Origin of the sequence: Vibrio pomeroyi, from assembly GCF_024347595.1 — a bacterium.
Taxonomy (GTDB): domain Bacteria; phylum Pseudomonadota; class Gammaproteobacteria; order Enterobacterales; family Vibrionaceae; genus Vibrio; species Vibrio pomeroyi.
The window spans coordinates 18,155-44,057 of the sequence record NZ_AP025506.1 but is presented as its reverse complement, the minus strand read 5'-3'; the positions used below and the strand labels follow the sequence as shown (position 1 = coordinate 44,057).

Genomic DNA, 25,903 nt, shown 5'->3' with positions numbered 1-25,903 from the left:
CAGACCTATTAGTTTGTCGAATTATTGAACGGTTATTTTATATAAAATTAGATATAGATCTTTTCATTTGATAAATGGAGCGCCTCTATAAAGACGTAATAATCGAGGAGATCGAAGGTGGGATTCTTACTTATAAAAGGAGTTTACTAAAGAGAGGCGAGTCGAACTGGACTCGCGATCAAGACCGCAGCCCTCTTGGTACCAAATTATCTAAATTCCAGACGCAAAAAAGCCTTGTTATTCCTGGCGCGGACGGCTAGTTGAGGCTTCTTAAGTGATCGGTGAAGAGACATTCTTTGAACATCAGGCGAACCCCACTTAGGTTCCAATCTGTGATCTACAGATGAAAAAAAAGCTCACCATTTCTGATGAGCTTTCTTAAAGGCGGTCAGTGAAGAGAAACCCTTGAACATCAGGCGAACCCCACTTGGGTTCCAATCTGTGATCTACAGATGAAAAAAAGCTCATCATTTCTGATGAGCTTTCTTAGAGGCGGTCAGTGAAGAGAGATCCTTTGAACATCAGGCGAACCCCACTTGGGTTCCAATCTGTGATCTACAGATGAAAAAAAAGCTCATCATTTCTGATGAGCTTTCTTAAAGGTGGTCGGTGAAGAGGGATTCGAACCCCCGACCCTCTGGTCCCAAACCAGATGCGCTACCAAGCTGCGCTATTCACCGAGACGTTTCGTCTGATTTCTCAAACTGGGAACTTCAAAGAAGCTACCAAAATTAATGGGGTGGCTAACGAGATTCGAACTCGCGACCACCGGAATCACAATCCAGGGCTCTACCAACTGAGCTATAGCCACCACTAATTTTTTATATAACCGCTTAACAAGCGATTATTGAAATAGTGGTCGGTGAAGAGGGATTCGAACCCCCGACCCTCTGGTCCCAAACCAGATGCGCTACCAAGCTGCGCTATTCACCGACTAGTTTTGTATCGATTCTTGGGATAGTGAATCAACACTGGAAGCCGAAGCTACCGATATTTTGTAAAGAAAGAATGGGGTGGCTAACGAGATTCGAACTCGCGACCACCGGAATCACAATCCAGGGCTCTACCAACTGAGCTATAGCCACCATTATTTCTTTTCTGCCAATTTCTCACTTACCGAAATAAGAGACCGGATGGCGCGCCTGAAAGGATTCGAACCTTCGGCCTTTGGCTCCGGAGGCCAACGCTCTATCCAGCTGAGCTACAGGCGCATGCCCTGTCGGCGGAGTGGAATAATACGTATATCACCCAATGCCGTCTAGTACTTTTTTAACTTTTTTTTCTGTTTGGTCTCTTTTTCGACAGTTAATATGTGATAAACCCCTTATTTGAGTACTACAACCCGCCACAGCTTATAAGTTGTTGTTTATTGCAACAACTTATCGGGATATAATCACCCATTATTTACATTGGTTTAACAGTTGCTCTTTACTGCTTAAAGCCAAAACACCCCTCCAACACTATAAATTGGTAAGCATGTACTTACCTTGGGAATGTAAAGTGAGTTTAATGGATATGTCTCGTCGAATTTTAAGCGTTGTCATCGCAGTTTTAACCTTTTCAACTGGTGCAATGGCTTCAGGCCTAAGCGAAGCAGAGCAAGATGCAATTGCTGAGCGCATCAAACCAGTTGGCCAAGTATACCTAGTCGGCAGTGAGCCAGTAGCCGCAGAACCAACAGGCCCTCGTGATGGCGCAGCAGTTTACGGTACCTTTTGTATCGCTTGTCACGCATCTGGCGTAAGTGGCGCACCTAAAACTGGTGATGCTGGTGATTGGGGTCCTCGTATTGCTCAAGGTCGCGATATCCTAGCTGACCACGCAATCAACGGCTTCAACGCAATGCCAGCGAAAGGTTCATGTATGGACTGTTCAGACGATGAAATCAAAGATGCTATCGAGCACATGATTGCTGGTCTGTAATTTACCGATCTGTAATTTAAAATGCCAAATTCAAAAAAGGTGACCATCAGGTCACCTTTTTTATTGTCTTCTATATAGCGCTAATCAATCAGAACATTACTTCTTATTGAACATCGCACGAATGTTAGCAATGTGCGCCTGCCCTTTCTCCATTCGCTCTTCAGCGGACTGTGGCTTCTTCACGCTTTCCCATTCCACATCATCATGTGGCAATTCATCTAAGAAGCGGCTTTGTGTTGGCTTAATCAATTCACCATACTGGCGACGTTCACGGCACTTAGTAAAGGTCAGCTCTTTCTGTGCTCGAGTAATCCCTACATACATAAGACGACGCTCTTCTTCTACATTACCTTCATCAACACTGGTTTGGTGCGGCAAGATGCCCTCTTCAGTGCCCATCAAGAATACATAAGGGAACTCTAGACCTTTCGATGCGTGCAGCGTCATTAGTTGAACTTGGTCTGCATCGTCATCATCTTCACCACGCTCCATCATGTCACGCAGTGTTAAGCGTTGAACAACCTCACGAAGTGTTTTCTCTTCTTTATCGTAGTTGTCACCTTCTAGGTCAGCCACAATCCAGCTATACAGATCAGAGACGTTCTTCATTCGCATCTCTGCGGCTTTTGGACTTGCTGAGGTTTCGTATAACCAATCTTCGTAGTTAATATCACGAACCAACGCACGAACCGCATCCACAGTGTTACCACGTTCAGCGTTATCTGAGATGCGAACGATCCAATCAGTGAATCGGCGTAAGTTTTCTAAACCGCGGCCAGTCAGCGTTTGTTCCAAGCCCATCTCAAAACTGGCTTCAAACAGGCTCTTACCACGCATGTTGGCGTAGCTGCCTAATTTTTCGAGCGTAACCGGGCCAATCTCACGGCGCGGCGTGTTTACAATACGTAAGAAAGCGTTGTCATCATCTGGGTTCACCAACACACGCAGGTAAGCCATGATGTCTTTTATTTCTGCTCTAGCGAAGAAAGAAGTACCACCAGAGATCTTGTAAGGCACACGGTTTTGCATCAAGGCTTTTTCAATCAGGCGCGATTGGTGGTTACCGCGATAAAGCACCGCATAATCTTTGTATTCGGTACGGTTCAAAAACTTATGTGCGATGATCTCACCGGTAATACGTTCGGCTTCGTGTTCTTCGTTTTTGGCATTCAGGACCTTAAGCTTTTCACCGTCAGGGATCTCTGAGAATAGAGACTTCTCATAAACGTGCGGGTTATTGGCGATCAAGATGTTCGCGGCACGCAAGATTCGACTGGTCGAGCGATAGTTCTGTTCGAGCTTAATAAGGCGAAGGTTCGGGTAGTCCTCACCCAACAACACCAAGTTTTGCGGCTTTGCGCCACGCCATGAGTAGATAGATTGGTCGTCGTCACCAACCACTGTCAAGCGACCGCGCTCTCCAACCAGTAGGCGAACCAATTCGTACTGGCTGGTGTTGGTATCTTGGTATTCATCCACCAATAGGTAGCGAATACGCGACTGCCAACGCTCGCGTACTTCTTGATTGGTTTTGAGTAGCAATACCGGCATCGCAATCAAATCATCAAAGTCGAGTGCGTTATAGGCCTTCATCTGTTTTTGGTACATCTCAAAACAGAAAGCAAATAGCTGCTCTTGTTCACCTTGAGCGCGTGCTTTCGCCTGATCTGGCGTCAGCATGTCATTTTTCCAATTCGAAATAGTACTCATCAAAGCGCGCAACAGATCCTTATCACCATCGATCTGCTTTTCTGTTAGCTCTTTTAATAAGGCCAACTGGTCTTGGTCATCAAATAGAGAGAATCCCGCCTTAAGCCCCAGCGCTTTGTACTCACGGCGAATAATCGTTAAGCCCATGGTGTGGAACGTCGAAACGATTAATCCTTTCGACTCACCTTTACCTAAGGTTTGACCAACACGCTCTTTCATCTCACGCGCAGCCTTGTTGGTAAAGGTCACCGCAGCGATGTTACGTGCCTTGTAGCCACATTCCTGAACCAGATAAGCAATTTTATTGGTGATAACACGTGTTTTGCCTGATCCAGCGCCCGCTAATACTAAGCAGGGGCCAGAAACATACTTCACGGCTTCATCTTGTCTTGGGTTCAGTTTCATTTGATTCTCTATTTGTTCTTACAAGGTCGAATTGGTTGCGCGCCTATAATAATGCTGCAACTCCACGAAAGCTATGTTCTCTTCTACAAGAATTTTACGTCATTTATGTAAAACTTTGTTGCACATGTGTATGGTTCTTAGGCTATAATGAATGAACGTTCATTCACTGGTGATGTAAATATGACAACTCATGCACCTCAGGATAAACGCCAACAAATACTTTCTGCAGCAGAGAAGCTAATTTCAGAGGTCGGTTTTCAAGGCCTCTCAATGCAAAAACTAGCAAAAGAGGCGGGAGTGGCTGCAGGCACTATCTATCGCTACTTCGAAGATAAGGATCATTTGATCGATGACGTTCGAGTGCTCGTAACTCAACGAGTAGCAGATGCTGTTCAAGAAGGAGTTAATGATTCGGACCCAATAAAGCAACGCTACAGAACCATGTGGTTAAATATATGGGACTTAGCGGGAACGAATTTAGCTGCGATTAAAAATCGGGTTCAGTATGACTCTTTACCCATCACAAATAGCCTAAACTTCAGGGAACTAGAACGCGAAATGTTTGCCCAAGTTGAGCTGCTATTCAATGAGGGCAAAGAGCAAGGACTGTTTAAACCGCTTCATAATGAAGTATTAAGCGGCTTGAGCTTAGCGGCTAGTGTATCTCTAGCGCGAAAGCATTCTTTAGGATTTTACCAACTAGACGAGGCAGCATTAGAAGCCGCCATTGAAGCCAGTTGGGATGCAATAATTAAACACTAGATCGGAGTTTTGACCATAATGAAAAAGTGGACTTTCTTCATGTTACTCATCGCTGTAATTCTTTTCGGCAGCGTTATTGGGTTCAACATGTTCAAACAACAAAAAATTGCTGAGTATATGGCCAACCGCCCTGAACCAGAATTTCCAGTAACGGTAACTGAAGTTCAGCCGATCGATTGGGTTCCGGTAATTGAAGCTATCGGCTTCATTGAGCCTAACCAAGGTGTGACACTAGCAAACGAAACCAGCGGTGTTATTGACCAGATCTCTTTTGAGTCAGGTACTGACGTTAAGAGTGGCCAACAATTAGTTCGCCTAGATTCTGACGTAGAAAAAGCGAACCTTAAGAGTTCTCAAGCTCGCTTGCCTGCAGCGAAAGCTAAGTACAAGCGTTACCAAGGTCTATTCAAGAAAGGTTCTATCTCTAAAGAAGCATACGATGAAGCAGAAGCGAACTACTTCTCTCTATCTGCTGACATTGAAAGCCTGAAAGCCTCTATCGAACGTCGTGAAATTCGCGCACCATTCGATGGCACGGTTGGTATTCGTAACGTTTATCTAGGTCAATACCTACAATCAGGTACTGATATCGTTCGCTTAGAAGACACAAGTGTTATGCGCCTGCGCTTCACGGTTTCTCAAACTGATATCTCTCGCATCAATGTTGGACAAGCGATCGACATCTTTGTTGATGCTTACCCAGAAAAACCGTTTGAAGGCTCTATCAGTGCGATTGAACCAGCAGTAAGCATCCAAAGTGGTCTTATCCAAGTTCAAGCAGACATTCCAAACAATGATGGCAAGCTTCGTAGCGGTATGTTCGCTCGCGCTAACATCATTCTGCCTAAACTAGAGAACCAAGTAACTCTGCCTCAAACAGCGATTACTTTCACTCTATACGGTGACAATGTTTACATCCTAACTGAAGAAGACGGCGTTCAACGTGTTGCTCAACATGTTGTAAAAGTAGGTGAGCGTACAGCTGATATTGCACACATCCTTGAAGGCGTGAAAGCAGGCGATACGGTTGTAACTTCTGGCCAAGTACGTCTAAGTAACGGTGCCAAAGTTAAGGTTGTTGAAAGTGATGCAATCACTCCACCTGCTGAAACACCTAAGCTGTAACCGGAGGCACAATGCGCTTTACTGATGTTTTTATTAAACGTCCAGTTCTAGCGGTATCCATCAGCTTTTTGATTGCGCTGCTTGGCTTACAAGCAATCTTCAAAATGCAGGTGCGTGAATACCCTGAAATGACGAATACCGTAGTAACCGTAACAACGAGTTACTACGGTGCAAGTGCCGATCTTATCCAAGGCTTTATCACCCAGCCCCTCGAACAGGCTGTGGCCCAAGCGGATAACATCGACTATATGACTTCTTCTTCTGTACTTGGCAGTTCTACGATTACCGTAAACATGAAGTTGAACACCGACCCGAATGCCGCACTGTCGGACATTCTGGCCAAGACAAACTCGGTTCGTTCTCAGCTTCCAAAAGAAGCCGAAGATCCAACCGTAACTATGTCTACCGGTTCAACGACGGCGGTACTCTACATTGGTTTTACCAGTGATGAGTTGGTGTCGAGCCAAATTACCGATTATCTAGAGCGTGTAATCAACCCGCAGCTATTTACGGTAAACGGTGTATCAAAAGTTGACCTATACGGTGGTATGAAATACGCACTACGCGTGTGGCTAGATCCATCCAAAATGGCGGCAGTAAACCTAACGGCAACTGACGTAATGGCGGTATTGGATGCGAACAACTACCAATCTGCGACTGGTCAAGCTACTGGTGAATTTGTTCTTTATAACGGCAGTGCTGATACGCAAGTATCAAACACAGAAGAGCTAGAGAACCTAGTCGTTAGAAGTGGTGAAGGTGAAATTATTCGCCTATCTGACATCGCTAAGGTTTCTCTAGAGAAGAGCCACGATGTTTACCGTGCAAGTGCCAATGGTCAGGAGGCGGTTGTTGCTGCGATTAACGCGGCACCAAGTGCAAACCCGATCAACATTGCCGCTGATGTACTTGAGCTTCTTCCTCAGCTAGAGAAGAACCTTCCAAGCAACATCTCTATGAACGTGATGTATGACTCGACCATTGCGATTAACGAATCTATTCAAGAGGTTATCAAGACCATCCTTGAGGCGGCATTAATCGTACTGATCGTTATTACCTTGTTCCTTGGTTCGTTCCGTGCGGTTCTTATCCCTATCGTTACTATCCCGCTATCGCTAATTGGTGTAGCAATGGTAATGCAGGCGATGGGCTTCTCGTGGAACCTGATGACGCTACTGGCAATGGTACTCGCCATCGGTCTGGTGGTAGATGATGCGATCGTTGTACTCGAAAACGTCGACCGACATATCAAACTCGGGGAATCCCCTTTCAGAGCAGCGATCATCGGTACTCGTGAAATCGCGGTTCCAGTTATCGCAATGACACTAACGCTAGGTGCGGTATATGCTCCGATCGCAATGATGGGTGGTATCACAGGCTCACTATTTAAAGAGTTTGCGTTAACCCTAGCAGGTTCAGTATTTGTATCAGGTATTGTGGCATTAACCTTGTCGCCAATGATGTGTTCAAAAATGCTAAAAGCTCACGCTGAGCCAAGCAAATTTGAGCAAAAAGTACATAGCGTACTGGATGGCATGACGAACCGTTACGAGCGTATGCTTGGTGCGGTAATGAATCATCGCCCAGTATTCATTGGCTTTGCGGTTATCGTATTTGCAAGTCTACCAATGCTGTTTAAGTTTATCCCGAGTGAGTTAGCACCTTCAGAAGATAAAGGTGTAATCATGCTTATGGGTACAGCGCCATCAAACGCGAACTTAGACTACATGCAAAATACCATGAATGACGTAAACGCGATTCTGTCTGATCAGCCAGAAGTGGCGTACGCACAGGTATTTACTGGTGTGCCTAACGCAAACCAAGCATTCGGTATTGCATCGATGGTGCCTTGGAGCGAACGTGAAACAAGCCAGTCAGAAGTAGCAAACCGCGTTGGTGAGCTAGTAAAAGATGTACCAGGCATGGCGGTAACGGCGTTCCAAATGCCAGAACTACCAGGTGCAGGTTCAGGTCTTCCAATTCAGTTTGTTATTACAACGCCAAACAGTTTTGAGAGCTTGTTCCAGATCACGACTGACATCTTGACTGATGTCGCAACCAACCCACTGTTCGTTTACTCGGATCTCGATCTGAACTACGACTCAGCAACGATGAAAGTACACATCGACAAAGACAAAGCAGGCGCATACGGTGTGACCATGCAAGATATCGGTATCACGCTAGGTACTATGATGTCTGATGGCTATGTAAACCGTATCGACTTAAACGGTCGTTCTTACGAGGTTATCCCTCAAGTTGAACGTAAGTTCCGTTTAAACCCAGAGTCGATGAATAACTACTACGTACGTGCTGCGGATGGTAAAGCTGTACCACTAGGCAGTTTGATTACGATTGATGTTGTGGCAGAGCCTCGCTCTCTTCCTCACTTCAACCAATTGAACTCAGCAACAATAGGTGCAGTACCTGCTCCAGGCGCTGCAATGGGTGATGCAATTGCATGGTTTGAAGAGACAGCAGCGAACAAACTACCAAGTGGCTACAACCACGATTACATGGGTGAAGCTCGCCAATACGTAACGGAAGGTAGCGCACTTTACGCGACCTTTGGTCTAGCACTGGCAATCATCTTCTTGGTACTAGCGATTCAGTTCGAATCTCTGAAAGATCCATTGGTTATCATGGTATCTGTACCACTGGCTATCTGTGGTGCCCTAATCGCTCTGGCTTGGGGTGCAGCAACGATGAACATCTACTCGCAAGTAGGTTTGATCACGCTGGTCGGCCTGATTACCAAGCACGGCATCTTGATCTGTGAGGTAGCAAAAGAAGAACAACTGCATCACCACAAGACCCGTATTGAAGCAGTAATGGAGGCTGCGAAGGTTCGTCTTCGTCCAATCCTAATGACAACTGCGGCGATGATTGCAGGTCTAATCCCGCTAATGTACGCAACAGGCGCGGGTGCTGCTCAACGTTTCAGTATCGGTATTGTTATCGTTGCTGGTCTAGCGATTGGTACTATCTTTACGCTGTTCGTACTGCCGGTGATTTACAGCTACTTGGCTGAGAAACACAAACCTCTACCTGTATTTGTTGAAGACAAAGACCTAGAAAAACTAGCTCGCGTCGATGAAGCAAAAGCAGCGCACAGAGAATTAGCAGACAACAAGTAATCGCTAAGTCGTAAAACAATCAAAAAGGCTACTTCGGTGGCCTTTTTTTATACGCGATAGGCGACATCTCAGGTGTGATTAAATAGAATAGTGATAAATAGTCAGGAGTTTTAATCGATATGTTTGATCCAAAAAAACTAGAGCAAATTGCTAAGCAGATCCACGACTCTATGCCTCAGCCAGTGAAAGAACTGGGTTCAGACGTAGACCAAAAGGTTCGCCAAGTTATCCAAGGCCAACTGAATAAGCTAGACGTTGTAAGCCGTGAAGAGTTTGATGTTCAAACTCAAGTACTGCTACGTACACGCCAGAAGCTAACTGAAATGGAACAGAAGCTAGCAGATCTAGAAGCTAAGCTTGCTGACAAGTAAACTATCAGCGAAAAACATAGAAGGGTTGACGTGAAAACGTCAGCCCTTTTTTATGCGAGCGAGAATAATATAGAGAGATTCCCGACCACGCTTCTTCGCTGTTTTCGGAAATGACTCAGCTTTAAATCCATCATACTCAGGTACGCGAAGTTCTCTCAATTCCCACCCCTGAAAAACAAAAAAGGCTTGGTCAACGGCGACCAAGCCTTTTCATTAGATGTTGTGTTGCTTACTCATAACTCCAACCTGTAAGGAGTTATTGATACTGCTTTGCTTTTTCTACAAATTCGCAGTATCTAAGCGACGAATTAACCGCCTACAGCGATACGTTTCATGTCGCTCATGTAGCTACGTAGCTCTTCACCAATGTACTCTACAGGATGGTTACGGATAGCTTCATTAACTTCGATTAGCTTAGCGTTATCTACTTGGTTAGATGTTTCACCTAGACCACGACCGATTACGTCCGTTGCAACTGAAGGCATGAACTTCTCACGTAGTAGCGGTGTTGCTACGTTAGCGAATAGGTAGTTACCGTACTCAGCTGTATCAGAGATTACTACGTTCATTTCGTAAAGACGCTTACGAGCAACTGTGTTTGCGATTAGTGGAAGCTCATGTAGAGATTCGTAGTAAGCAGACTCATCGATGATACCTGATGCAGTCATAGCTTCGAATGCTAGCTCAACACCGGCACGAACCATAGCAACCATAAGAATACCGTTATCGAAGTACTCTTGCTCTGAGATTTCTACGTCAGAAGCTGGGTAGTTTTCGAATGCCGTTTCGCCTGTTTCTTCACGCCAGCCTAGTAGGTTCACATCATCGTTCGCCCAGTCAGCCATCATAGTGCTAGAGAAGTGACCAGAGATGATGTCATCCATGTGCTTGTTGTAAAGCGGACGCATTAGGTCTTTAAGCTCTTCAGAAAGCTCAAACGCTTTAACTTTAGCTGGGTTAGATAGACGGTCCATCATGTGAGTTACGCCACCGAACTTAAGTGCTTCAGTGATTGTTTCCCAACCGTATTGTATAAGCTTGCCTGCATAACCTGGTTCAATGCCGTCAGCAATCATCTTCTCGTAAGATACGATAGAACCAGCTTGTAGCATGCCACAAAGGATAGTTTGCTCACCCATAAGGTCAGATTTAACTTCTGCTACGAAAGAAGACTCTAGGCAACCTGCGCGGTGACCACCGGTACCAGCAGCCCAAGCTTTAGCAATATCCCAACCTTCACCTTTAGGGTCATTTTCTGGGTGAACAGCGATCAGTGTTGGTACACCGAAGCCACGCTTGTACTCTTCGCGTACTTCAGAACCAGGACACTTAGGTGCAACCATTACTACCGTAAGGTCAGAACGTAACTGCATACCTTCTTCAACAACGTTAAAGCCGTGAGAGTAACCAAGTGCAGCGCCCTCTTTCATTAGAGGCATTACAGTTTCAACAACGTTTGTGTGTTGCTTGTCTGGAGTCAGGTTGATTACTAGGTCTGCTTGAGGGATTAGCGTTTCGTAGCTACCAACAACAAAGCCGTTCTCGTCAGCGTTTTTGAATGATTGACGCTTCTCGTCAATTGCTGCTTGGCGTAGAGCGTAAGATACGTCTAGACCAGAATCACGCATGTTTAGACCTTGGTTTAGGCCTTGAGCACCACAACCAACAATTACGATTTTCTTACCTTCAAGATATTCAGCTTCTGTCGCAAATTCTTCACGATCCATAAAGCGGCAACGACCTAGTTGGTCTAGTTGTTCACGAAGGTTTAATGTATTGAAATAGTTAGCCATTCTAGGGCACTCCTTTAAAAATAAGTCCGTAAGGTCGATATCTCTCTATCGAATGACTTCATACTAAAACAGACACTCCGTTGCTGAAAGTGATATATTCACAATTAGTTATTGCAATAAATGCAACATGGAAACGATCGCAAAACATGAACATAAAATCTCTACAATTATTTATACATTTATGTGATAGCAAGAGTTTCAGCAAAACCGCTGCTGCTATGCACGTCAGCCCTTCAGCGCTGAGCCGTCAGGTACAAAAACTGGAAGAGGAAACAGGGCAAGAACTGCTTATCAGGGACAACCGTAGTGTTGACCTCACACCAGCAGGGAAGCACCTATTACCAGTGGCATTGAGCATTGTTGGTGAATGGCAACAGTATAACCTTCACTTGAAAGGTGGAGAGCAGGAGTTGAAAGGTGAAATACGTATATTTTGCTCCGTGACTGCTAGCTACAGCCACTTACCAGAACTGATTACTGAATTCAGAGCCATTCATCCGTATATCGAATTCAAGCTCTCTACCGGCGATCCAGCTCAATCTATCGACAAGATCTTGAACGATGAAGCGGACATCGCGATCTCAGCGAAGCCGGACATCCTGCCTTCAAGATTAGAATTCGAAACAATTAGCGATATACCACTATCCGTCATAATTCCATCAGGTGTCAGTAGCTTTAGTCAGCAACTTCAGTCTGACAAGCCAAACTGGAATGAAGTCCCCTTTATCATCCCTGAAGCGGGTACAGCGCGTGAACGTGCCAATGCGTGGTTCAAAAAGATGAAGATAAAGCCCAACATATACGCGCAAGTTTCTGGTCATGAGGCGATCGTAAGTATGGTAGCGCTAGGTTGTGGGGTGGGTATTGCTCCTGACGTAGTGATTAACAACAGCCCTGTAAGAGATAAAGTAGACCGTTTAAAGATAGAACCCATCAAACCGTTTGAATTGGGTGTTTGCTGCAAGCGAGCACAGTTAGATAACCCTCTAATTCGAGCGTTCTGGCAAGTTGCAGAAGGGAAGTATTTAACGGACTAATAGTCGTTGGTTTCAATACAAAAAGGGAAGAGCACGTCAGTGCTCTTCCCTTTTTCATTTTTGTATATCGCAGATAAGAAAAAAGCCCGCTGATTTCTCAGCGGGCTTTCTAATGGTGGTGGAGGGATAGGGATTTGAACCCTAGAACCGCTATTAACGGTTGCCGGTTTTCAAGACCGGTGCTTTCGACCACTCAGCCATCCCTCCAACAAATTGTCATCAACAGATTAGTACACTGTTGAGGTTGTTATTTGCATAGCAAATAACGAAATTAAAGCCTGGCGATGTCCTACTCTCACATGGGGAAGCCCCACACTACCATCGGCGCTATTGTGTTTCACTTCTGAGTTCGGCATGGAATCAGGTGGGTCCACAATGCTATGGTCGCCAAGCAAATTTTAAAATTCGGAAAACTGTATTTAAAAGTAACTCTTCAAACTCATTCAAGGTCTGTCTTTGAGTCCACAAAACCCCTTGGGTGTTGTATGGTTAAGCCTCACGGGCAATTAGTACAGGTTAGCTCAATGCCTCGCAGCACTTACACACCCTGCCTATCAACGTTCTAGTCTTGAACAACCCTTAAGGACGCTTATAGCGTCAGGGAAAACTCATCTCAGGGCTCGCTTCCCGCTTAGATGCTTTCAGCGGTTATCGATTCCGAACTTAGCTACCGGGCAATGCCATTGGCATGACAACCCGAACACCAGAGGTTCGTCCACTCCGGTCCTCTCGTACTAGGAGCAGCCCCCTTCAATTTTCCAACGCCCACGGCAGATAGGGACCGAACTGTCTCACGACGTTCTAAACCCAGCTCGCGTACCACTTTAAATGGCGAACAGCCATACCCTTGGGACCGACTTCAGCCCCAGGATGTGATGAGCCGACATCGAGGTGCCAAACACCGCCGTCGATATGAACTCTTGGGCGGTATCAGCCTGTTATCCCCGGAGTACCTTTTATCCGTTGAGCGATGGCCCTTCCATTCAGAACCACCGGATCACTATGACCTGCTTTCGCACCTGCTCGAATTGTCATTCTCGCAGTCAAGCGGGCTTATGCCATTGCACTAACCACACGATGTCCAACCGTGTTTAGCCCACCTTCGTGCTCCTCCGTTACTCTTTGGGAGGAGACCGCCCCAGTCAAACTACCCACCAGGCACTGTCCGTAATCCCGATTCAGGGACCAACGTTAGAACATCAAAACTACAAGGGTGGTATTTCAAGGACGACTCCACCACATCTAGCGACGCGGTTTCAAAGTCTCCCACCTATCCTACACATGTAGGTTCAATGTTCAGTGCCAAGCTGTAGTAAAGGTTCACGGGGTCTTTCCGTCTAGCCGCGGGTACACTGCATCTTCACAGCGATTTCAATTTCACTGAGTCTCGGGTGGAGACAGCGTGGCCATCATTACGCCATTCGTGCAGGTCGGAACTTACCCGACAAGGAATTTCGCTACCTTAGGACCGTTATAGTTACGGCCGCCGTTTACCGGGGCTTCGATCAAGAGCTTCGACCGAAGTCTAACCCCATCAATTAACCTTCCGGCACCGGGCAGGCGTCACACCGTATACGTCATCTTACGATTTTGCACAGTGCTGTGTTTTTAATAAACAGTTGCAGCCACCTGGTATCTGCGACTCTCGTCTGCTCCATCCGCAAGGGACTTCACTGATAAGAGCGTACCTTCTCCCGAAGTTACGGTACCATTTTGCCTAGTTCCTTCACCCGAGTTCTCTCAAGCGCCTTGGTATTCTCTACCCGACCACCTGTGTCGGTTTGGGGTACGATTCCTTACAATCTGAAGCTTAGAGGCTTTTCCTGGAAGCATGGCATCAATGACTTCACTACCGTAGTAGCTCGACATCGTATCTCAGCGTTAAGAAAGTCCGGATTTACCTAAACTTTCCGCCTACGTACTTGAACCTGGACAACCGTCGCCAGGCCCACCTAGCCTTCTCCGTCCCCCCATCGCAATTGTAAGAAGTACGGGAATATTAACCCGTTTCCCATCGACTACGCCTTTCGGCCTCGCCTTAGGAGTCGACTTACCCTGCCCCGATTAACGTTGGACAGGAACCCTTGGTCTTCCGGCGAGGGAGTTTTTCACTCCCTTTATCGTTACTCATGTCAGCATTCGCACTTCTGATACCTCCAGCAGCCCTTACAGACCACCTTCAACGGCTTACAGAACGCTCCCCTACCCCACATACCCTAAGGTACGTAGCCGCAGCTTCGGTGTATAGCTTAGCCCCGTTACATCTTCCGCGCAGGCCGACTCGACCAGTGAGCTATTACGCTTTCTTTAAATGATGGCTGCTTCTAAGCCAACATCCTGGCTGTCTGAGCCTTCCCACATCGTTTCCCACTTAGCTATACTTTGGGACCTTAGCTGGCGGTCTGGGTTGTTTCCCTCTCCACGACGGACGTTAGCACCCGCCGTGTGTCTCCCGGATAGTACTTACTGGTATTCGGAGTTTGCAAAGGGTTGGTAAGTCGGGATGACCCCCTAGCCTTAACAGTGCTCTACCCCCAGTAGTATTCGTCCGAGGCGCTACCTAAATAGCTTTCGGGGAGAACCAGCTATCTCCAGGTTTGATTGGCCTTTCACCCCTAGCCACAAGTCATCCGCTAATTTTTCAACATTAGTCGGTTCGGTCCTCCAGTTGATGTTACTCAACCTTCAACCTGCCCATGGCTAGATCACCTGGTTTCGGGTCTAATCCTAGCAACTGTACGCCCAGTTAAGACTCGGTTTCCCTACGGCTCCCCTAAACGGTTAACCTTGCTACTAAAATTAAGTCGCTGACCCATTATACAAAAGGTACGCAGTCACACCACGAAGGTGCTCCTACTGCTTGTACGTACACGGTTTCAGGTTCTATTTCACTCCCCTCACAGGGGTTCTTTTCGCCTTTCCCTCACGGTACTGGTTCACTATCGGTCAGTCAGTAGTATTTAGCCTTGGAGGATGGTCCCCCCATATTCAGACAGGATATCACGTGTCCCGCCCTACTCGTTTTCACTGATGATGAGATGTCGATTACGGGGCTATCACCCTCTATTGCGGCACTTTCCAGAGCCTTCATCTGTCTCATTAAAAGCTTAAGGGCTAATCCAATTTCGCTCGCCGCTACTTTCGGAATCTCGGTTGATTTCTCTTCCTCGGGGTACTTAGATGTTTCAGTTCCCCCGGTTTGCCTCCTGTTGCTATGTATTCACAACAGGATACTTACTTATGTAAGTGGGTTTCCCCATTCAGGAATCCCAGACTTAAAGGTTATTACTACCTAATCTGGGCTTATCGCAAGTTATTACGCCTTTCATCGCCTCTGACTGCCAAGGCATCCACCGTGTACGCTTAGTCACTTAACCATACAACCCGAAAGGGTCTTAGTGTATGGCAACTAACCAAGGTTTTTGGTTGTCATTAAGAAGGGTTAATTCTCAATGACTGTTTGCCGGACTCAATGTGATTCAAACGAATTTGAATCGAATACAAGACACTTGAATGTGTTTGTTGTGTTTATCAAAAGATAAACATTGAGAACTTTTAAATTTGATTGAATTACTCGTAAGTAATCAATCAGTCAGCTTTCCAAATTGTTAAAGAGCATGAGACTTTAAGAACAGTGTTCTAAAATTCACATTTTCTAAAGACTCTCACAGTCGAAAAATCCAACCAGCGACATAAGAAGTGGTTTGGAGTTTTAACTTCCAAGAATATTTAGAGAATGGTGGGCGATACCGGGCTCGAACCAGTGACCCCCTGCTTGTAAGGCAGGTGCTCTCCCAACTGAGCTAATCGCCCACGATAGTTTTAATTCCTTCGCGGAGAAAGAATGGTGGGTCGTGCAGGATTCGAACCTGCGACCAATTGATTAAAAGTCAACTGCTCTACCAACTGAGCTAACGACCCAATGGTATCCCGTAGGGGAGTCGAACCCCTGTTACCGCCGTGAAAGGGCGGTGTCCTAGGCCTCTAGACGAACGGGACACTGGATTGAAGAACTTGGGAGTTCTTCGTCTCTTTTACTTTCTAAACCTAATCAATCTGTGTGGACACTTATCGTGAGTATCTTCGTATAAGGAGGTGATCCAGCCCCAGGTTCCCCTAGGGCTACCTTGTTACGACTTCACCCCAGTCATGAACCACAAAGTGGTGAGCGTCCTCCCCGAAAGGTTAAACTACCCACTTCTTTTGCAGCCCACTCCCATGGTGTGACGGGCGGTGTGTACAAGGCCCGGGAACGTATTCACCGTAGCATTCTGATCTACGATTACTAGCGATTCCGACTTCATGGAGTCGAGTTGCAGACTCCAATCCGGACTACGACGCACTTTTTGGGATTCGCTTACCATCGCTGGCTTGCTGCCCTCTGTATGCGCCATTGTAGCACGTGTGTAGCCCTACTCGTAAGGGCCATGATGACTTGACGTCGTCCCCACCTTCCTCCGGTTTATCACCGGCAGTCTCCCTGGAGTTCCCGACATTACTCGCTGGCAAACAAGGATAAGGGTTGCGCTCGTTGCGGGACTTAACCCAACATTTCACAACACGAGCTGACGACAGCCATGCAGCACCTGTCTCAGAGCTCCCGAAGGCACACCTGCGTCTCCGCTGGCTTCTCTGGATGTCAAGAGTAGGTAAGGTTCTTCGCGTTGCATCGAATTAAACCACATGCTCCACCGCTTGTGCGGGCCCCCGTCAATTCATTTGAGTTTTAATCTTGCGACCGTACTCCCCAGGCGGTCTACTTAACGCGTTAGCTCCGAAAGCCACGGCTCAAGGCCACAACCTCCAAGTAGACATCGTTTACGGCGTGGACTACCAGGGTATCTAATCCTGTTTGCTCCCCACGCTTTCGCATCTGAGTGTCAGTATCTGTCCAGGGGGCCGCCTTCGCCACTGGTATTCCTTCAGATCTCTACGCATTTCACCGCTACACCTGAAATTCTACCCCCCTCTACAGTACTCTAGTTCACCAGTTTCAAATGCAGTTCCGAGGTTGAGCCCCGGGCTTTCACATCTGACTTAATGAACCACCTGCATGCGCTTTACGCCCAGTAATTCCGATTAACGCTCGCACCCTCCGTATTACCGCGGCTGCTGGCACGGAGTTAGCCGGTGCTTCTTCTGTTGCTAACGTCAAGAGATAGCGCTATTAACGCTACCCCCTTCCTCACAACTGAAAGTACTTTACAACCCGAAGGCCTTCTTCATACACGCGGCATGGCTGCATCAGGCTTTCGCCCATTGTGCAATATTCCCCACTGCTGCCTCCCGTAGGAGTCTGGACCGTGTCTCAGTTCCAGTGTGGCTGATCATCCTCTCAGACCAGCTAGGGATCGTCGCCTTGGTGAGCCATTACCTCACCAACTAGCTAATCCCACCTAGGCATATCTTGACGCGAGAGGCCCGAAGGTCCCCCTCTTTGGCCCGTAGGCATTATGCGGTATTAGCCATCGTTTCCAATGGTTATCCCCCACATCAAGGCAATTTCCTAGGCATTACTCACCCGTCCGCCGCTCGACGCCCATTAACGCACCCGAAGGATTGTTAGTGTCGTTTCCGCTCGACTTGCATGTGTTAGGCCTGCCGCCAGCGTTCAATCTGAGCCATGATCAAACTCTTCAATTTAAGATTTTGTGACTCAACGAATACTGACTTCAAAACTAATATTTACCGAAGTAAACATGTAATTCTAAAGCTATTACCATTCCAACAGAATGGTAATGAATTGACTGTGCCAAATAACCGAGGTTATTTGTATTGGTCACTCAGTTCATTGAAATCATTTTGATTCCGAAGAATCTGTTTTATCTAACGATAAAACATTTTGATATTCATCAACGAGTGCCCACACAGATTGATAGGTTTAAATTGTTAAAGAGCTTTTCCTTTTTGAGCTTCGCTCAAATCGGACGGCCATTTTAGCGATTTAAGTTTTAGTGTCAACCACTATTTTCAAAACTTTTTTCAAGCGCTTAGCTTGGCTAATTTGACCTGCTGATTCGTTTTGGTTTCCTAAGAAGCCATCCCGTGTCAGCGAGGTGGCATTATAGAGATTTCGATCACACTGGCAAGCCCTTTTTTAAGTTTTTCTCGTTTTTTTATTCGTTCGATTAAAAAGAACTCAAAACGCCTCAAAAGTAGGCTTTTCTCTTACATATTCTTTAGTTTTTCAGTGAACAAAGAGACTTTTTCCCAGTTTGTGTACTCAACTTCCTTGGTTGTATCCGTTTCGCCACCTGTCATATTCATAATGAAGCGAATCATGGTTTTATCGAACCAGTTGTAACGAGGGTAATAGAGGGCACCAGCAAATACACCGATTAACGTCGGCTGCCACGGAGACTTTATAAGAAACTTCTTAATATAAGCACTTCCTTCTGGTGTATCTTTGCCTTGGTCTTCTTTACGCGCTGTTAAGTTCACGCAGAAGAAAGCAACCTTGTTTGATTGCAGCTGATTAAGGTTGGCATCAATGAACTGATATAGCTTCTTATTAAGGTGGCCGTAACGAATCGATGCACCGATCAATACTCTGTCATATTGAGCAAAGTCGATATTACCAATTGTGTGCAAATCTTGAAGCTCACATTCGAACTCATTCATTTCTTCTTTTATATAGTTCAAGATTTTCTTGGTCTGGCCTTCACGGCTTGAATACAAAAATAGAGCTTTTGCCACAATGTTGTCCTTAGCTACGCCAAAACGTAGGGGTCAATAAGATTAATAAGGTGAAAATTTCTAATCGGCCAAACAGCATAGATACGATAAGTACCCATTTTGCTTTGTCATTCACATCGCCAAAGTGCACCGCGACTTCGCCAAGGCCCGGGCCGAGGTTATTCAATGTTGCGGCTACGGCAGAGAAAGCACTCAACTCATCCATACCAGTTGCAATAAGAGCCAACATACAAACCACAAAAACCAGAGCATATGCAGAGAAAAAGCCCCAAACCGCATCCACGACACGTTGTGGTAGTGCAGAACCACCAACCTTGATGGTATAGACAGCGCGCGGGTGAACAAGACGCTTCATTTCACGAGCACCTTGCAGAGTAAGCAGTAAGATTCGAATCACTTTCATACCACCACCGGTTGAACCTGCGCATCCTCCTATAAAAGAAGAGAACAAAAGCAGTACGGGCAAGAACAGTGGCCACTCTGAAAAACCAGTCGTAGTGAAACCAGCAGTTGTAGATATAGACACGGTTTGAAACAAGGCTTGATCGAAAGCGTCGTAATACGAGTCATAAGAGTGGTGATTCAGTAGTAATAAGAAACAAACCAAGAACAGCACTGCTTGAATAAAGATAAAAGCGCGGAATTCAGGATCTTTCCAGTAATACTTAGGATGCACACCACCTGAAGCAAATGCAGCGAAGTGAAGTGAGTAATTACACGCAGATATAAGCAGGAACACAACCGTAATCATGTTAATAGCAGGGCTGTTGAAATAGCCCATACTTGCATCGTGTGTTGAGAAGCCACCGATAGCAATAGTAGAGAAACTATGACTGATGGCATCAAAAAAGCTCATACCTGCAAGCCAAAACGCTACCGCACAAGCAATCGTTAGACTGAGATAGATGTACCACAGCGCTTTTGCCGTTTCAGCAATACGTGGGGTCATCTTGCTGTCTTTAACAGGGCCCGGAATTTCAGCACGGTAAAGTTGCATGCCACCGATGCCCAGAACAGGAAGAATGGCTACCGCCAATACGATGATACCCATACCACCAAACCATTGTAGGAACTGACGGTAAAACAGAATCGCCTTAGGGAGATCATCAAGGCCGACGATAACGGTCGCCCCTGTGGTAGTTAATGCAGAAAAGGATTCAAAGAAGGCATCGGTTACCGAAACACTCGGATTATCAGCGATCAAAAACGGTAACGCACCCGCACTGCCGATTACCGTCCAGAACAAAACAACAATCAAAAAACCATCACGCGCTTTCAATTCATGTTTATAGCGGCGGTTCGGAAACCAGCAAGTTGCTCCGCAAAACAATAGAACGAAAAAAGTCGTCACAAACGGCACACCCGCACCATCTCGATAGATAAGTGCGACTAGCGCTGGTGCGAGCATTGATACACTAAAAAGTGCTAATAATAATCCGACGATTCGAATAATTGAGCGAAATTGCATGAGCTATTGAACGAAGCGAAATGCTTCACACTTCCTAGTTATCTTTGACTTTCGTTACCAGTGCCTTAGCACCGCTTTTATTGATCATGGTTTGGGTAAACGAATCTACCTGCAGGAGCTCTATTTCAATAATAAGCTCAACTTGAACACCATAATCCGCTTGGACCTCAACAGCTTGATGCTGAGCCATGATGGATTGCGCAATTGGCACAAAACCATAGTCTAACTCTAGCCGTAATTTTGTGGTTATTTTTTTCTCGATTGTTTGAAGCAGCTTGAGAGCTTGTTGCACTCCTCCACCATAAGCCTTAACTAAACCACCCGTTCCAAGCTTAATTCCACCTGAATAACGAGTCACCACAGCCGTTAACTCACCCACACCAGAACCAGACAGTTGCGCCAAGATCGGCTTACCCGCAGTACCTGAGGGTTCACCATCATCGCTAAAACCCCAAAGCATTGAATCTTCAGGTCGCCCAGCCACAAAACCCCAACAATTATGTCGCGCTGAAGAATGCTCTTTCTTTACCTGCTCTACGAACTGTTTGGCAGCTTCTACACTTGGAGTATGAGCAAGATGAGTAATAAAGACGCTCTTTTTTATATCTTCTTCAAACAGAGCCGACGCAGACGGTATTAAATAGGGCTGTTCATTCATATCGTTAACTTAATTAATAAGAGCGGCGAAGTGTATCACGCGTGAATAATAAGGGTTAGAGGATCTGTGCTATCGCACAATGTTAAACAATTGTTTAAAAAATGTATTGAAATTCACCAAGCAGAGGTACAGACTAAGATAACTGGTCTTACCAGGTATTCTACAATAATAGAAAGATAACAAGATTCTCTCAAACAATCGTGGATTGTATGTCATGGAGATAGACAATGATTTACCAAGCTAACACCCTACAGGTAAAGGAATTACAAGATGGTATTGCAGAACTTAGCTTCTGCGCTCCGGCCTCTGTAAACAAACTCGACCTTGCTACTTTAGAATCACTAGATAAAGCGTTAGACGCTCTTAATGCTCACGCAGGATTACGTGGTTTAATCTTAACTTCAAACAAAGACGCGTTCATTGTAGGCGCAGACATCACTGAATTTCTTGGCCTATTCGCTAAGCCAGAAGCAGAACTTGATGAATGGTTAAGATTCGCGAATTCAATCTTCAGTAAGCTCGAAGACCTTCCTGTCCCAACTCTTTCAATGATGCGTGGCCATGCCCTTGGCGGCGGCTGTGAATGCGTACTGGCTACCGATTTCCGTATCGGTGACAAGACCACCAGCATTGGCCTACCTGAAACCAAACTTGGCATCATGCCTGGCTTTGGTGGTTGTGTGCGCCTGCCTCGTGTTATCGGTGCTGACAGCGCAATGGAAATTATCACCCAAGGCAAAGCATGCCGTGCTGATGAAGCGCTTAAGGTTGGCTTGCTAGATGCCATTGTAGATACAGACCAGCTATTAGAATCGGCGATCAACACCGTTTCTCTGGCAGCCAATGAAAAACTCGATTGGCAGCTACGCCGTAAACAAAAAACATCAGCGCTTTCACTAAGCAAACTAGAAGCGATGATGAGCTTTACCATGGCTAAAGGCCTAGTCGCTCAAAAAGCGGGGCCTCACTACCCTGCGCCAATCACTTCTGTGATTGCGATTGAGGAAGCGGCACGTAGCGATCGCGATGCAGCACTCGACATTGAGCGTAAGCACTTCGTTAAGCTAGCGAAATCGGAAGAAGCAAAAGCATTAGTTGGCTTATTCCTGAATGACCAGTACATCAAAGGCCTAGCGAAACAAGCGGGTAAGTCAGCAAACAAAGCAACTGAGCGTGCAGCCGTACTTGGCGCAGGTATCATGGGCGGCGGTATTGCTTACCAATCAGCGTTGAAAGGCGTGCCAGTGATGATGAAAGACATCGCACAAGCATCGCTTGATCTAGGTATGAACGAAGCATCTAAGCTGTTGAATAAACGCTTATCACGCGGTCGCCTAGACGGGTTCAAGATGGCAGGCATTCTGTCTTCTATTACTCCAAGTCTGCATTACGCAGGTGTAGAACAGTCAGATGTGATTGTTGAAGCGGTAGTAGAGAACCCGAAAGTCAAAGCAGCAGTACTGAGCGAAGTGGAAGGTTTGGTTGGTGAAGACACCGTTCTAACATCAAACACCTCTACGATTCCAATCAACCTGTTAGCGAAATCACTGAAGCGCCCAGAAAACTTCTGTGGCATGCACTTCTTTAACCCTGTGCATCGCATGCCTTTGGTTGAGATCATCCGTGGTGAGCAGACTTCAGAAGAGACGATCAATCGTGTGGTCGCTTACGCAGCGAAGATGGGTAAATCCCCAATCGTTGTTAACGACTGCCCAGGCTTCTTCGTTAACCGTGTACTTTTCCCTTACTTTGGCGGTTTCAGCATGTTGCTACGTGACGGCGCTGACTTCACTAAGATCGATAAAGTCATGGAGCGCAAGTTCGGTTGGCCAATGGGCCCTGCTTACTTACTAGACGTTGTAGGCCTAGACACTGCACACCATGCACAAGCTGTAATGGCGCAAGGTTTCCCTGAGCGTATGGGTAAAGAAGGCCGTGATGCGATTGATGCACTTTACGTTGCTGAAAAATACGGTCAGAAAAACGGTAGCGGCTTCTACACATACAGCGTAGACAAACGCGGTCGCCCGAAGAAGACCTTCTCTGAAGACATTCTTCCTATCTTGGCTGACGTATGCGAACAGCCACAAGACTTTGATGACCAAACAATTATCCAACGTGTGATGATTCCTATGATCAACGAAGTGGTGCTTTGTTTAGAAGAAGGCATCATCGCGACACCGCAAGAAGCGGATATGGCACTGGTTTACGGTTTAGGCTTCCCTCCATTCCGAGGCGGCGTATTCCGCTACTTAGACAGTGTGGGTATTGGTAACTTCGTAGAAATGGCGAAAGGCTACCAAGACTTAGGTGCAATGTACCAAGTTCCTCAACTATTGCTTGATATGGCAGAAAAAGGCGAAAGCTTTTACGACGCTCAACAAGCCAGTTCTCTGTAACCCACATTTGGAAAAGGAATAGCAAAATGAATAATGTAGTTGTTGTTGATTGCCTTCGCACCCCAATGGGACGTTCCAAAGGTGGAGCTTACCGTCACACTCGTGCTGAAGATCTGTCTGCACATTTGATGAAAGGCATTTTAGAACGTAACCCAGAAGTTAACCCTTCAGAAATTGAAGATATCTACTGGGGCTGTGTACAACAAACCCTAGAGCAAGGCTTCAACGTTGCACGTAACGCTGCTCTATTGGCTGGCTTACCGATTGAGATTGGTGCAGTCACAGTTAACCGTTTATGTGGTTCATCTATGCAAGCTCTGCATGATGCAACACGCTCAATCATGGTTGGAGATGCGGAAATTTGCCTGATTGGTGGTGTGGAACACATGGGTCACGTACCGATGACACACGGTGTTGATTTCCACCCTGGCATGTCAAAGAACGTAGCAAAAGCGGCGGGTATGATGGGCCTAACTGCAGAAATGCTTGGCAAGCTGCATGGTATTAGCCGTGAAGACCAAGATGCATTCGCTGCACGTTCACATGCTCGTGCACAAGCTGCAACGGTTGAAGGTCGTTTCAAAAACGAAATTCTACCGACAGAGGGTCACGCTGCAGACGGTTCACTGTTTACTCTGGATTACGATGAAGTGATTCGCCCAGAAACCACGGTTGAAGGCCTATCTCAGCTGCGCCCTGTATTTGACCCTGCCAACGGCACGGTAACAGCAGGCACGTCATCAGCTCTGTCTGATGGTGCATCAGCAATGCTGCTCATGAGTGAAGAGAAGGCCAACGCGCTTGGCCTTAAGATTCGAGCTCGCGTGAAGTCTATGGCTATCGCAGGCTGTGATCCTTCAATCATGGGTTACGGCCCAGTACCAGCAACCAAGAAAGCGCTTAAGCGTGCTGGCCTAACGATTGAAGACATGGGTGTGGTTGAGTTAAATGAAGCATTCGCTGCTCAATCTCTACCGTGTGCCAAAGATCTAGGTCTACTGGATGTGGTTGACGAGAAAGTAAACCTTAACGGCGGTGCAATTGCACTGGGTCACCCACTAGGTTGTTCTGGTTCTCGTATCTCTACAACCCTAATCAACCTAATGGAAGCACAAGACGTGAAATACGGCTTAGCGACCATGTGTATTGGTTTAGGCCAAGGTATTGCAACGGTATTTGAACGCCCTTAGCGCTCTTTAGTTGTAAAACTTGTCGGGTAATCTTATGTGCAGCTATCTTTATATAGCTGCACTTTTTGTATCTGGCTATCAAGTCATGTACAGATTCGTTCGGCAAGTCTAATCAGAGAAAAGCATCCAGTGACATATATGCATAGAACGCATAGATTCAATGTTGATGTTTCATTATTTTTTCTCGGATGATTCAACTAAAGTTACTTCAGTTTCCTAATATTCCTCCTACGGAGCAGATCATGTTTAAAGCACTTGTACTAAACCAAGAAGACAAAAAAACTATCGCATCAGTTTCTCAAATTGAAGAGTCACAATTACCAGAAGGTAATGTGAAGATCGATGTAAGCTACTCTTCTTTGAACTACAAAGATGGTTTGGCGATTACAGGTAAAGGGCGCATTGTTCGCAACTTCCCTATGGTTCCTGGTATCGACCTTTCTGGTGTGGTTTCACAATCTGATGACCCTCGCTACAAAGCGGGCGACGAAGTTGTTCTAACTGGCTGGGGTGTTGGTGAAGGTCACTGGGGCGGCATGGCTGAGAAAGCAAGCCTAAACGGTGACTGGTTAGTGCCAATGCCTGCAGGTCTTGACGCTAAGAAAGTAATGGCGATTGGTACAGCTGGCTTCACTGCGATGCTTTGTGTGCAAGCTATCGTAGATGCTGGTATTAAGCCTGAAGACGGTGAAATCCTAGTAACAGGTGCAAGTGGGGGTGTAGGTAGCGTGTCTATCACTCTACTGAACCAACTAGGCTACAAAGTAGCAGCAGTTACTGGCCGAGCTTCTTCAAACGGTGAATTACTTAAATCACTAGGCGCTACACGCATTGTTGAGCGTGCAGAACTAGAAGAACCAGCAAAACCACTAGAGAAACAACTGTGGGCTGGTGCTATCGATACGGTAGGCAGCAAAGTACTTGCTAAAGTATTGGCGCAAATTGATTACAACGGTGCGGTAGCAATGTGTGGTCTAGCTGGCGGCTTTGATTTACCAACAACGGTAATGCCATTCATTCTGCGCAACGTTCGCCTACAAGGTGTGGACTCTGTAATGTGCCCTCGTGAAAAACGCATTAAAGCGTGGGAACAACTAGCTGAACTACTACCAGAATCTTTCTACGCTCAAGCTACCAAAGAAGTGTCTCTAGATGGCGCAATTCAAGCAGCAGAAGACATCACTAACGGTCAAATCACTGGTCGTGTAGTTATTAAGCTGTAATCGCTAGCA

14 protein-coding genes, 9 tRNA genes and 3 rRNA genes are annotated in these 25,903 nt (G+C 46.2%); 9 read left to right on the top strand and 17 right to left on the bottom strand.

All coding sequences use genetic code 11. The annotated features are described in order from the left end of the window. Positions 1 to 603: 603 nt before the first annotated feature. The 5 genes from OCV12_RS00205 to OCV12_RS00185 all read right to left on the bottom strand — a co-directional run bounded on the left by OCV12_RS00205 (position 604) and on the right by OCV12_RS00185 (position 1,211). Positions 604 to 680 (bottom strand) — tRNA-Pro (locus tag OCV12_RS00205). Between the two features lie 55 nt (positions 681 to 735). Continuing rightward, positions 736 to 811: transfer RNA gene (locus OCV12_RS00200), tRNA-His, on the bottom strand. 45 nt (positions 812 to 856) lie between these two features. Continuing rightward, a tRNA-Pro gene (locus OCV12_RS00195) sits at positions 857 to 933 on the bottom strand. A gap of 76 nt (positions 934 to 1,009) precedes the next feature. Then, a tRNA-His gene (locus OCV12_RS00190) sits at positions 1,010 to 1,085 on the bottom strand. Between the two features lie 49 nt (positions 1,086 to 1,134). Next, positions 1,135 to 1,211, bottom strand: a tRNA-Arg gene (locus OCV12_RS00185). 298 nt (positions 1,212 to 1,509) lie between these two features. On the opposite strand from OCV12_RS00185, the gene OCV12_RS00180 reads away from it, so the two are divergent. Then, complete coding sequence (locus OCV12_RS00180) at positions 1,510 to 1,923, top strand: c-type cytochrome (RefSeq protein ID WP_009848079.1); 414 nt, start codon at positions 1,510 to 1,512, stop codon at positions 1,921 to 1,923. A gap of 96 nt (positions 1,924 to 2,019) precedes the next feature. Here the strand turns inward: OCV12_RS00180 and rep are convergent, their stop codons facing one another. Further along, a complete protein-coding gene (gene rep / locus OCV12_RS00175; protein WP_132763853.1) occupies positions 2,020 to 4,038 on the bottom strand; it encodes a DNA helicase Rep in 2,019 nt (672 codons plus the stop codon). Between the two features lie 180 nt (positions 4,039 to 4,218). Between rep and OCV12_RS00170 the strand changes: the two genes are divergently transcribed. The 4 genes from OCV12_RS00170 (at position 4,219) to ubiK (ending at position 9,430) form a co-directional block, all read left to right on the top strand. Next, positions 4,219 to 4,800, top strand: a complete 582-nt coding sequence (locus OCV12_RS00170; protein ID WP_207895974.1) for a TetR/AcrR family transcriptional regulator — start codon at positions 4,219 to 4,221, stop codon at positions 4,798 to 4,800. A gap of 18 nt (positions 4,801 to 4,818) precedes the next feature. Next, a complete protein-coding gene (locus OCV12_RS00165; protein ID WP_123287362.1) occupies positions 4,819 to 5,925 on the top strand; it encodes an efflux RND transporter periplasmic adaptor subunit in 1,107 nt (368 codons plus the stop codon). A gap of 11 nt (positions 5,926 to 5,936) precedes the next feature. Next, the gene (locus OCV12_RS00160; RefSeq protein ID WP_176680666.1) at positions 5,937 to 9,059 is read left to right on the top strand and encodes a multidrug efflux RND transporter permease subunit; all 3,123 of its coding nucleotides are present in this window, start codon (positions 5,937 to 5,939) and stop codon (positions 9,057 to 9,059) included. Positions 9,060 to 9,178: 119 nt separating this feature from the next. Then, on the top strand, positions 9,179 to 9,430 hold the full coding sequence (gene ubiK, locus OCV12_RS00155; protein WP_032551009.1) for a ubiquinone biosynthesis accessory factor UbiK: 252 nt from the start codon (positions 9,179 to 9,181) through the stop codon (positions 9,428 to 9,430). Positions 9,431 to 9,738: 308 nt separating this feature from the next. Here the strand turns inward: ubiK and ilvC are convergent, their stop codons facing one another. Beyond that, entirely contained in the window at positions 9,739 to 11,223 is a 1,485-nt protein-coding gene (gene ilvC, locus OCV12_RS00150) for a ketol-acid reductoisomerase (RefSeq protein WP_261885067.1), read from the bottom strand. 146 nt (positions 11,224 to 11,369) lie between these two features. Between ilvC and ilvY the strand changes: the two genes are divergently transcribed. After that, positions 11,370 to 12,260 (top strand): HTH-type transcriptional activator IlvY, encoded by an 891-nt coding sequence (gene ilvY, locus OCV12_RS00145; protein ID WP_086711538.1) that lies wholly within the window; start codon positions 11,370 to 11,372, stop codon positions 12,258 to 12,260. A gap of 116 nt (positions 12,261 to 12,376) precedes the next feature. Here the strand turns inward: ilvY and OCV12_RS00140 are convergent. From OCV12_RS00140 to OCV12_RS00095, 10 genes are all read right to left on the bottom strand, one after another. Continuing rightward, a tRNA-Ser gene (locus tag OCV12_RS00140) sits at positions 12,377 to 12,467 on the bottom strand. Between the two features lie 69 nt (positions 12,468 to 12,536). Continuing rightward, positions 12,537 to 12,652, bottom strand: a 5S ribosomal RNA gene (rrf, locus tag OCV12_RS00135). Between the two features lie 93 nt (positions 12,653 to 12,745). Further along, a 23S ribosomal RNA gene (locus tag OCV12_RS00130) occupies positions 12,746 to 15,637 on the bottom strand. Positions 15,638 to 15,997: 360 nt separating this feature from the next. After that, positions 15,998 to 16,073 (bottom strand) — tRNA-Val (locus tag OCV12_RS00125). A gap of 32 nt (positions 16,074 to 16,105) precedes the next feature. Continuing rightward, positions 16,106 to 16,181: transfer RNA gene (locus OCV12_RS00120), tRNA-Lys, on the bottom strand. Between the two features lie 2 nt (positions 16,182 to 16,183). Then, positions 16,184 to 16,259, bottom strand: a tRNA-Glu gene (locus OCV12_RS00115). An 89-nt stretch (positions 16,260 to 16,348) separates the two neighbouring features. Beyond that, positions 16,349 to 17,903, bottom strand: a 16S ribosomal RNA gene (locus OCV12_RS00110). The 16S, 23S and 5S rRNA genes sit together here with 4 tRNA genes alongside, the layout of an rRNA operon. A gap of 525 nt (positions 17,904 to 18,428) precedes the next feature. Further along, positions 18,429 to 18,956, bottom strand: coding sequence for a menaquinone-dependent protoporphyrinogen IX dehydrogenase (hemG, locus tag OCV12_RS00105; RefSeq protein ID WP_261885066.1), 528 nt, complete (start codon positions 18,954 to 18,956; stop codon positions 18,429 to 18,431). Between the two features lie 10 nt (positions 18,957 to 18,966). After that, entirely contained in the window at positions 18,967 to 20,424 is a 1,458-nt protein-coding gene (locus OCV12_RS00100; RefSeq protein ID WP_171349890.1) for a TrkH family potassium uptake protein, read from the bottom strand. A gap of 34 nt (positions 20,425 to 20,458) precedes the next feature. Next, entirely contained in the window at positions 20,459 to 21,082 is a 624-nt protein-coding gene (locus OCV12_RS00095) for a YigZ family protein (protein ID WP_261885065.1), read from the bottom strand. A 227-nt stretch (positions 21,083 to 21,309) separates the two neighbouring features. Here OCV12_RS00095 and fadB point away from each other — a divergent pair, with 227 nt between their 5' ends. The 3 genes from fadB (at position 21,310) to acuI (ending at position 25,894) form a co-directional block, all read left to right on the top strand. Continuing rightward, entirely contained in the window at positions 21,310 to 23,481 is a 2,172-nt protein-coding gene (gene fadB, locus OCV12_RS00090) for a fatty acid oxidation complex subunit alpha FadB (protein ID WP_261885064.1), read from the top strand. Positions 23,482 to 23,507: 26 nt separating this feature from the next. After that, positions 23,508 to 24,671, top strand: a complete 1,164-nt coding sequence (gene fadA / locus OCV12_RS00085; RefSeq protein ID WP_261885063.1) for an acetyl-CoA C-acyltransferase FadA — start codon at positions 23,508 to 23,510, stop codon at positions 24,669 to 24,671. 242 nt (positions 24,672 to 24,913) lie between these two features. Continuing rightward, positions 24,914 to 25,894, top strand: coding sequence for an acrylyl-CoA reductase (NADPH) (gene acuI, locus OCV12_RS00080; protein WP_261885062.1), 981 nt, complete (start codon positions 24,914 to 24,916; stop codon positions 25,892 to 25,894). Positions 25,895 to 25,903 lie beyond the last annotated feature (9 nt).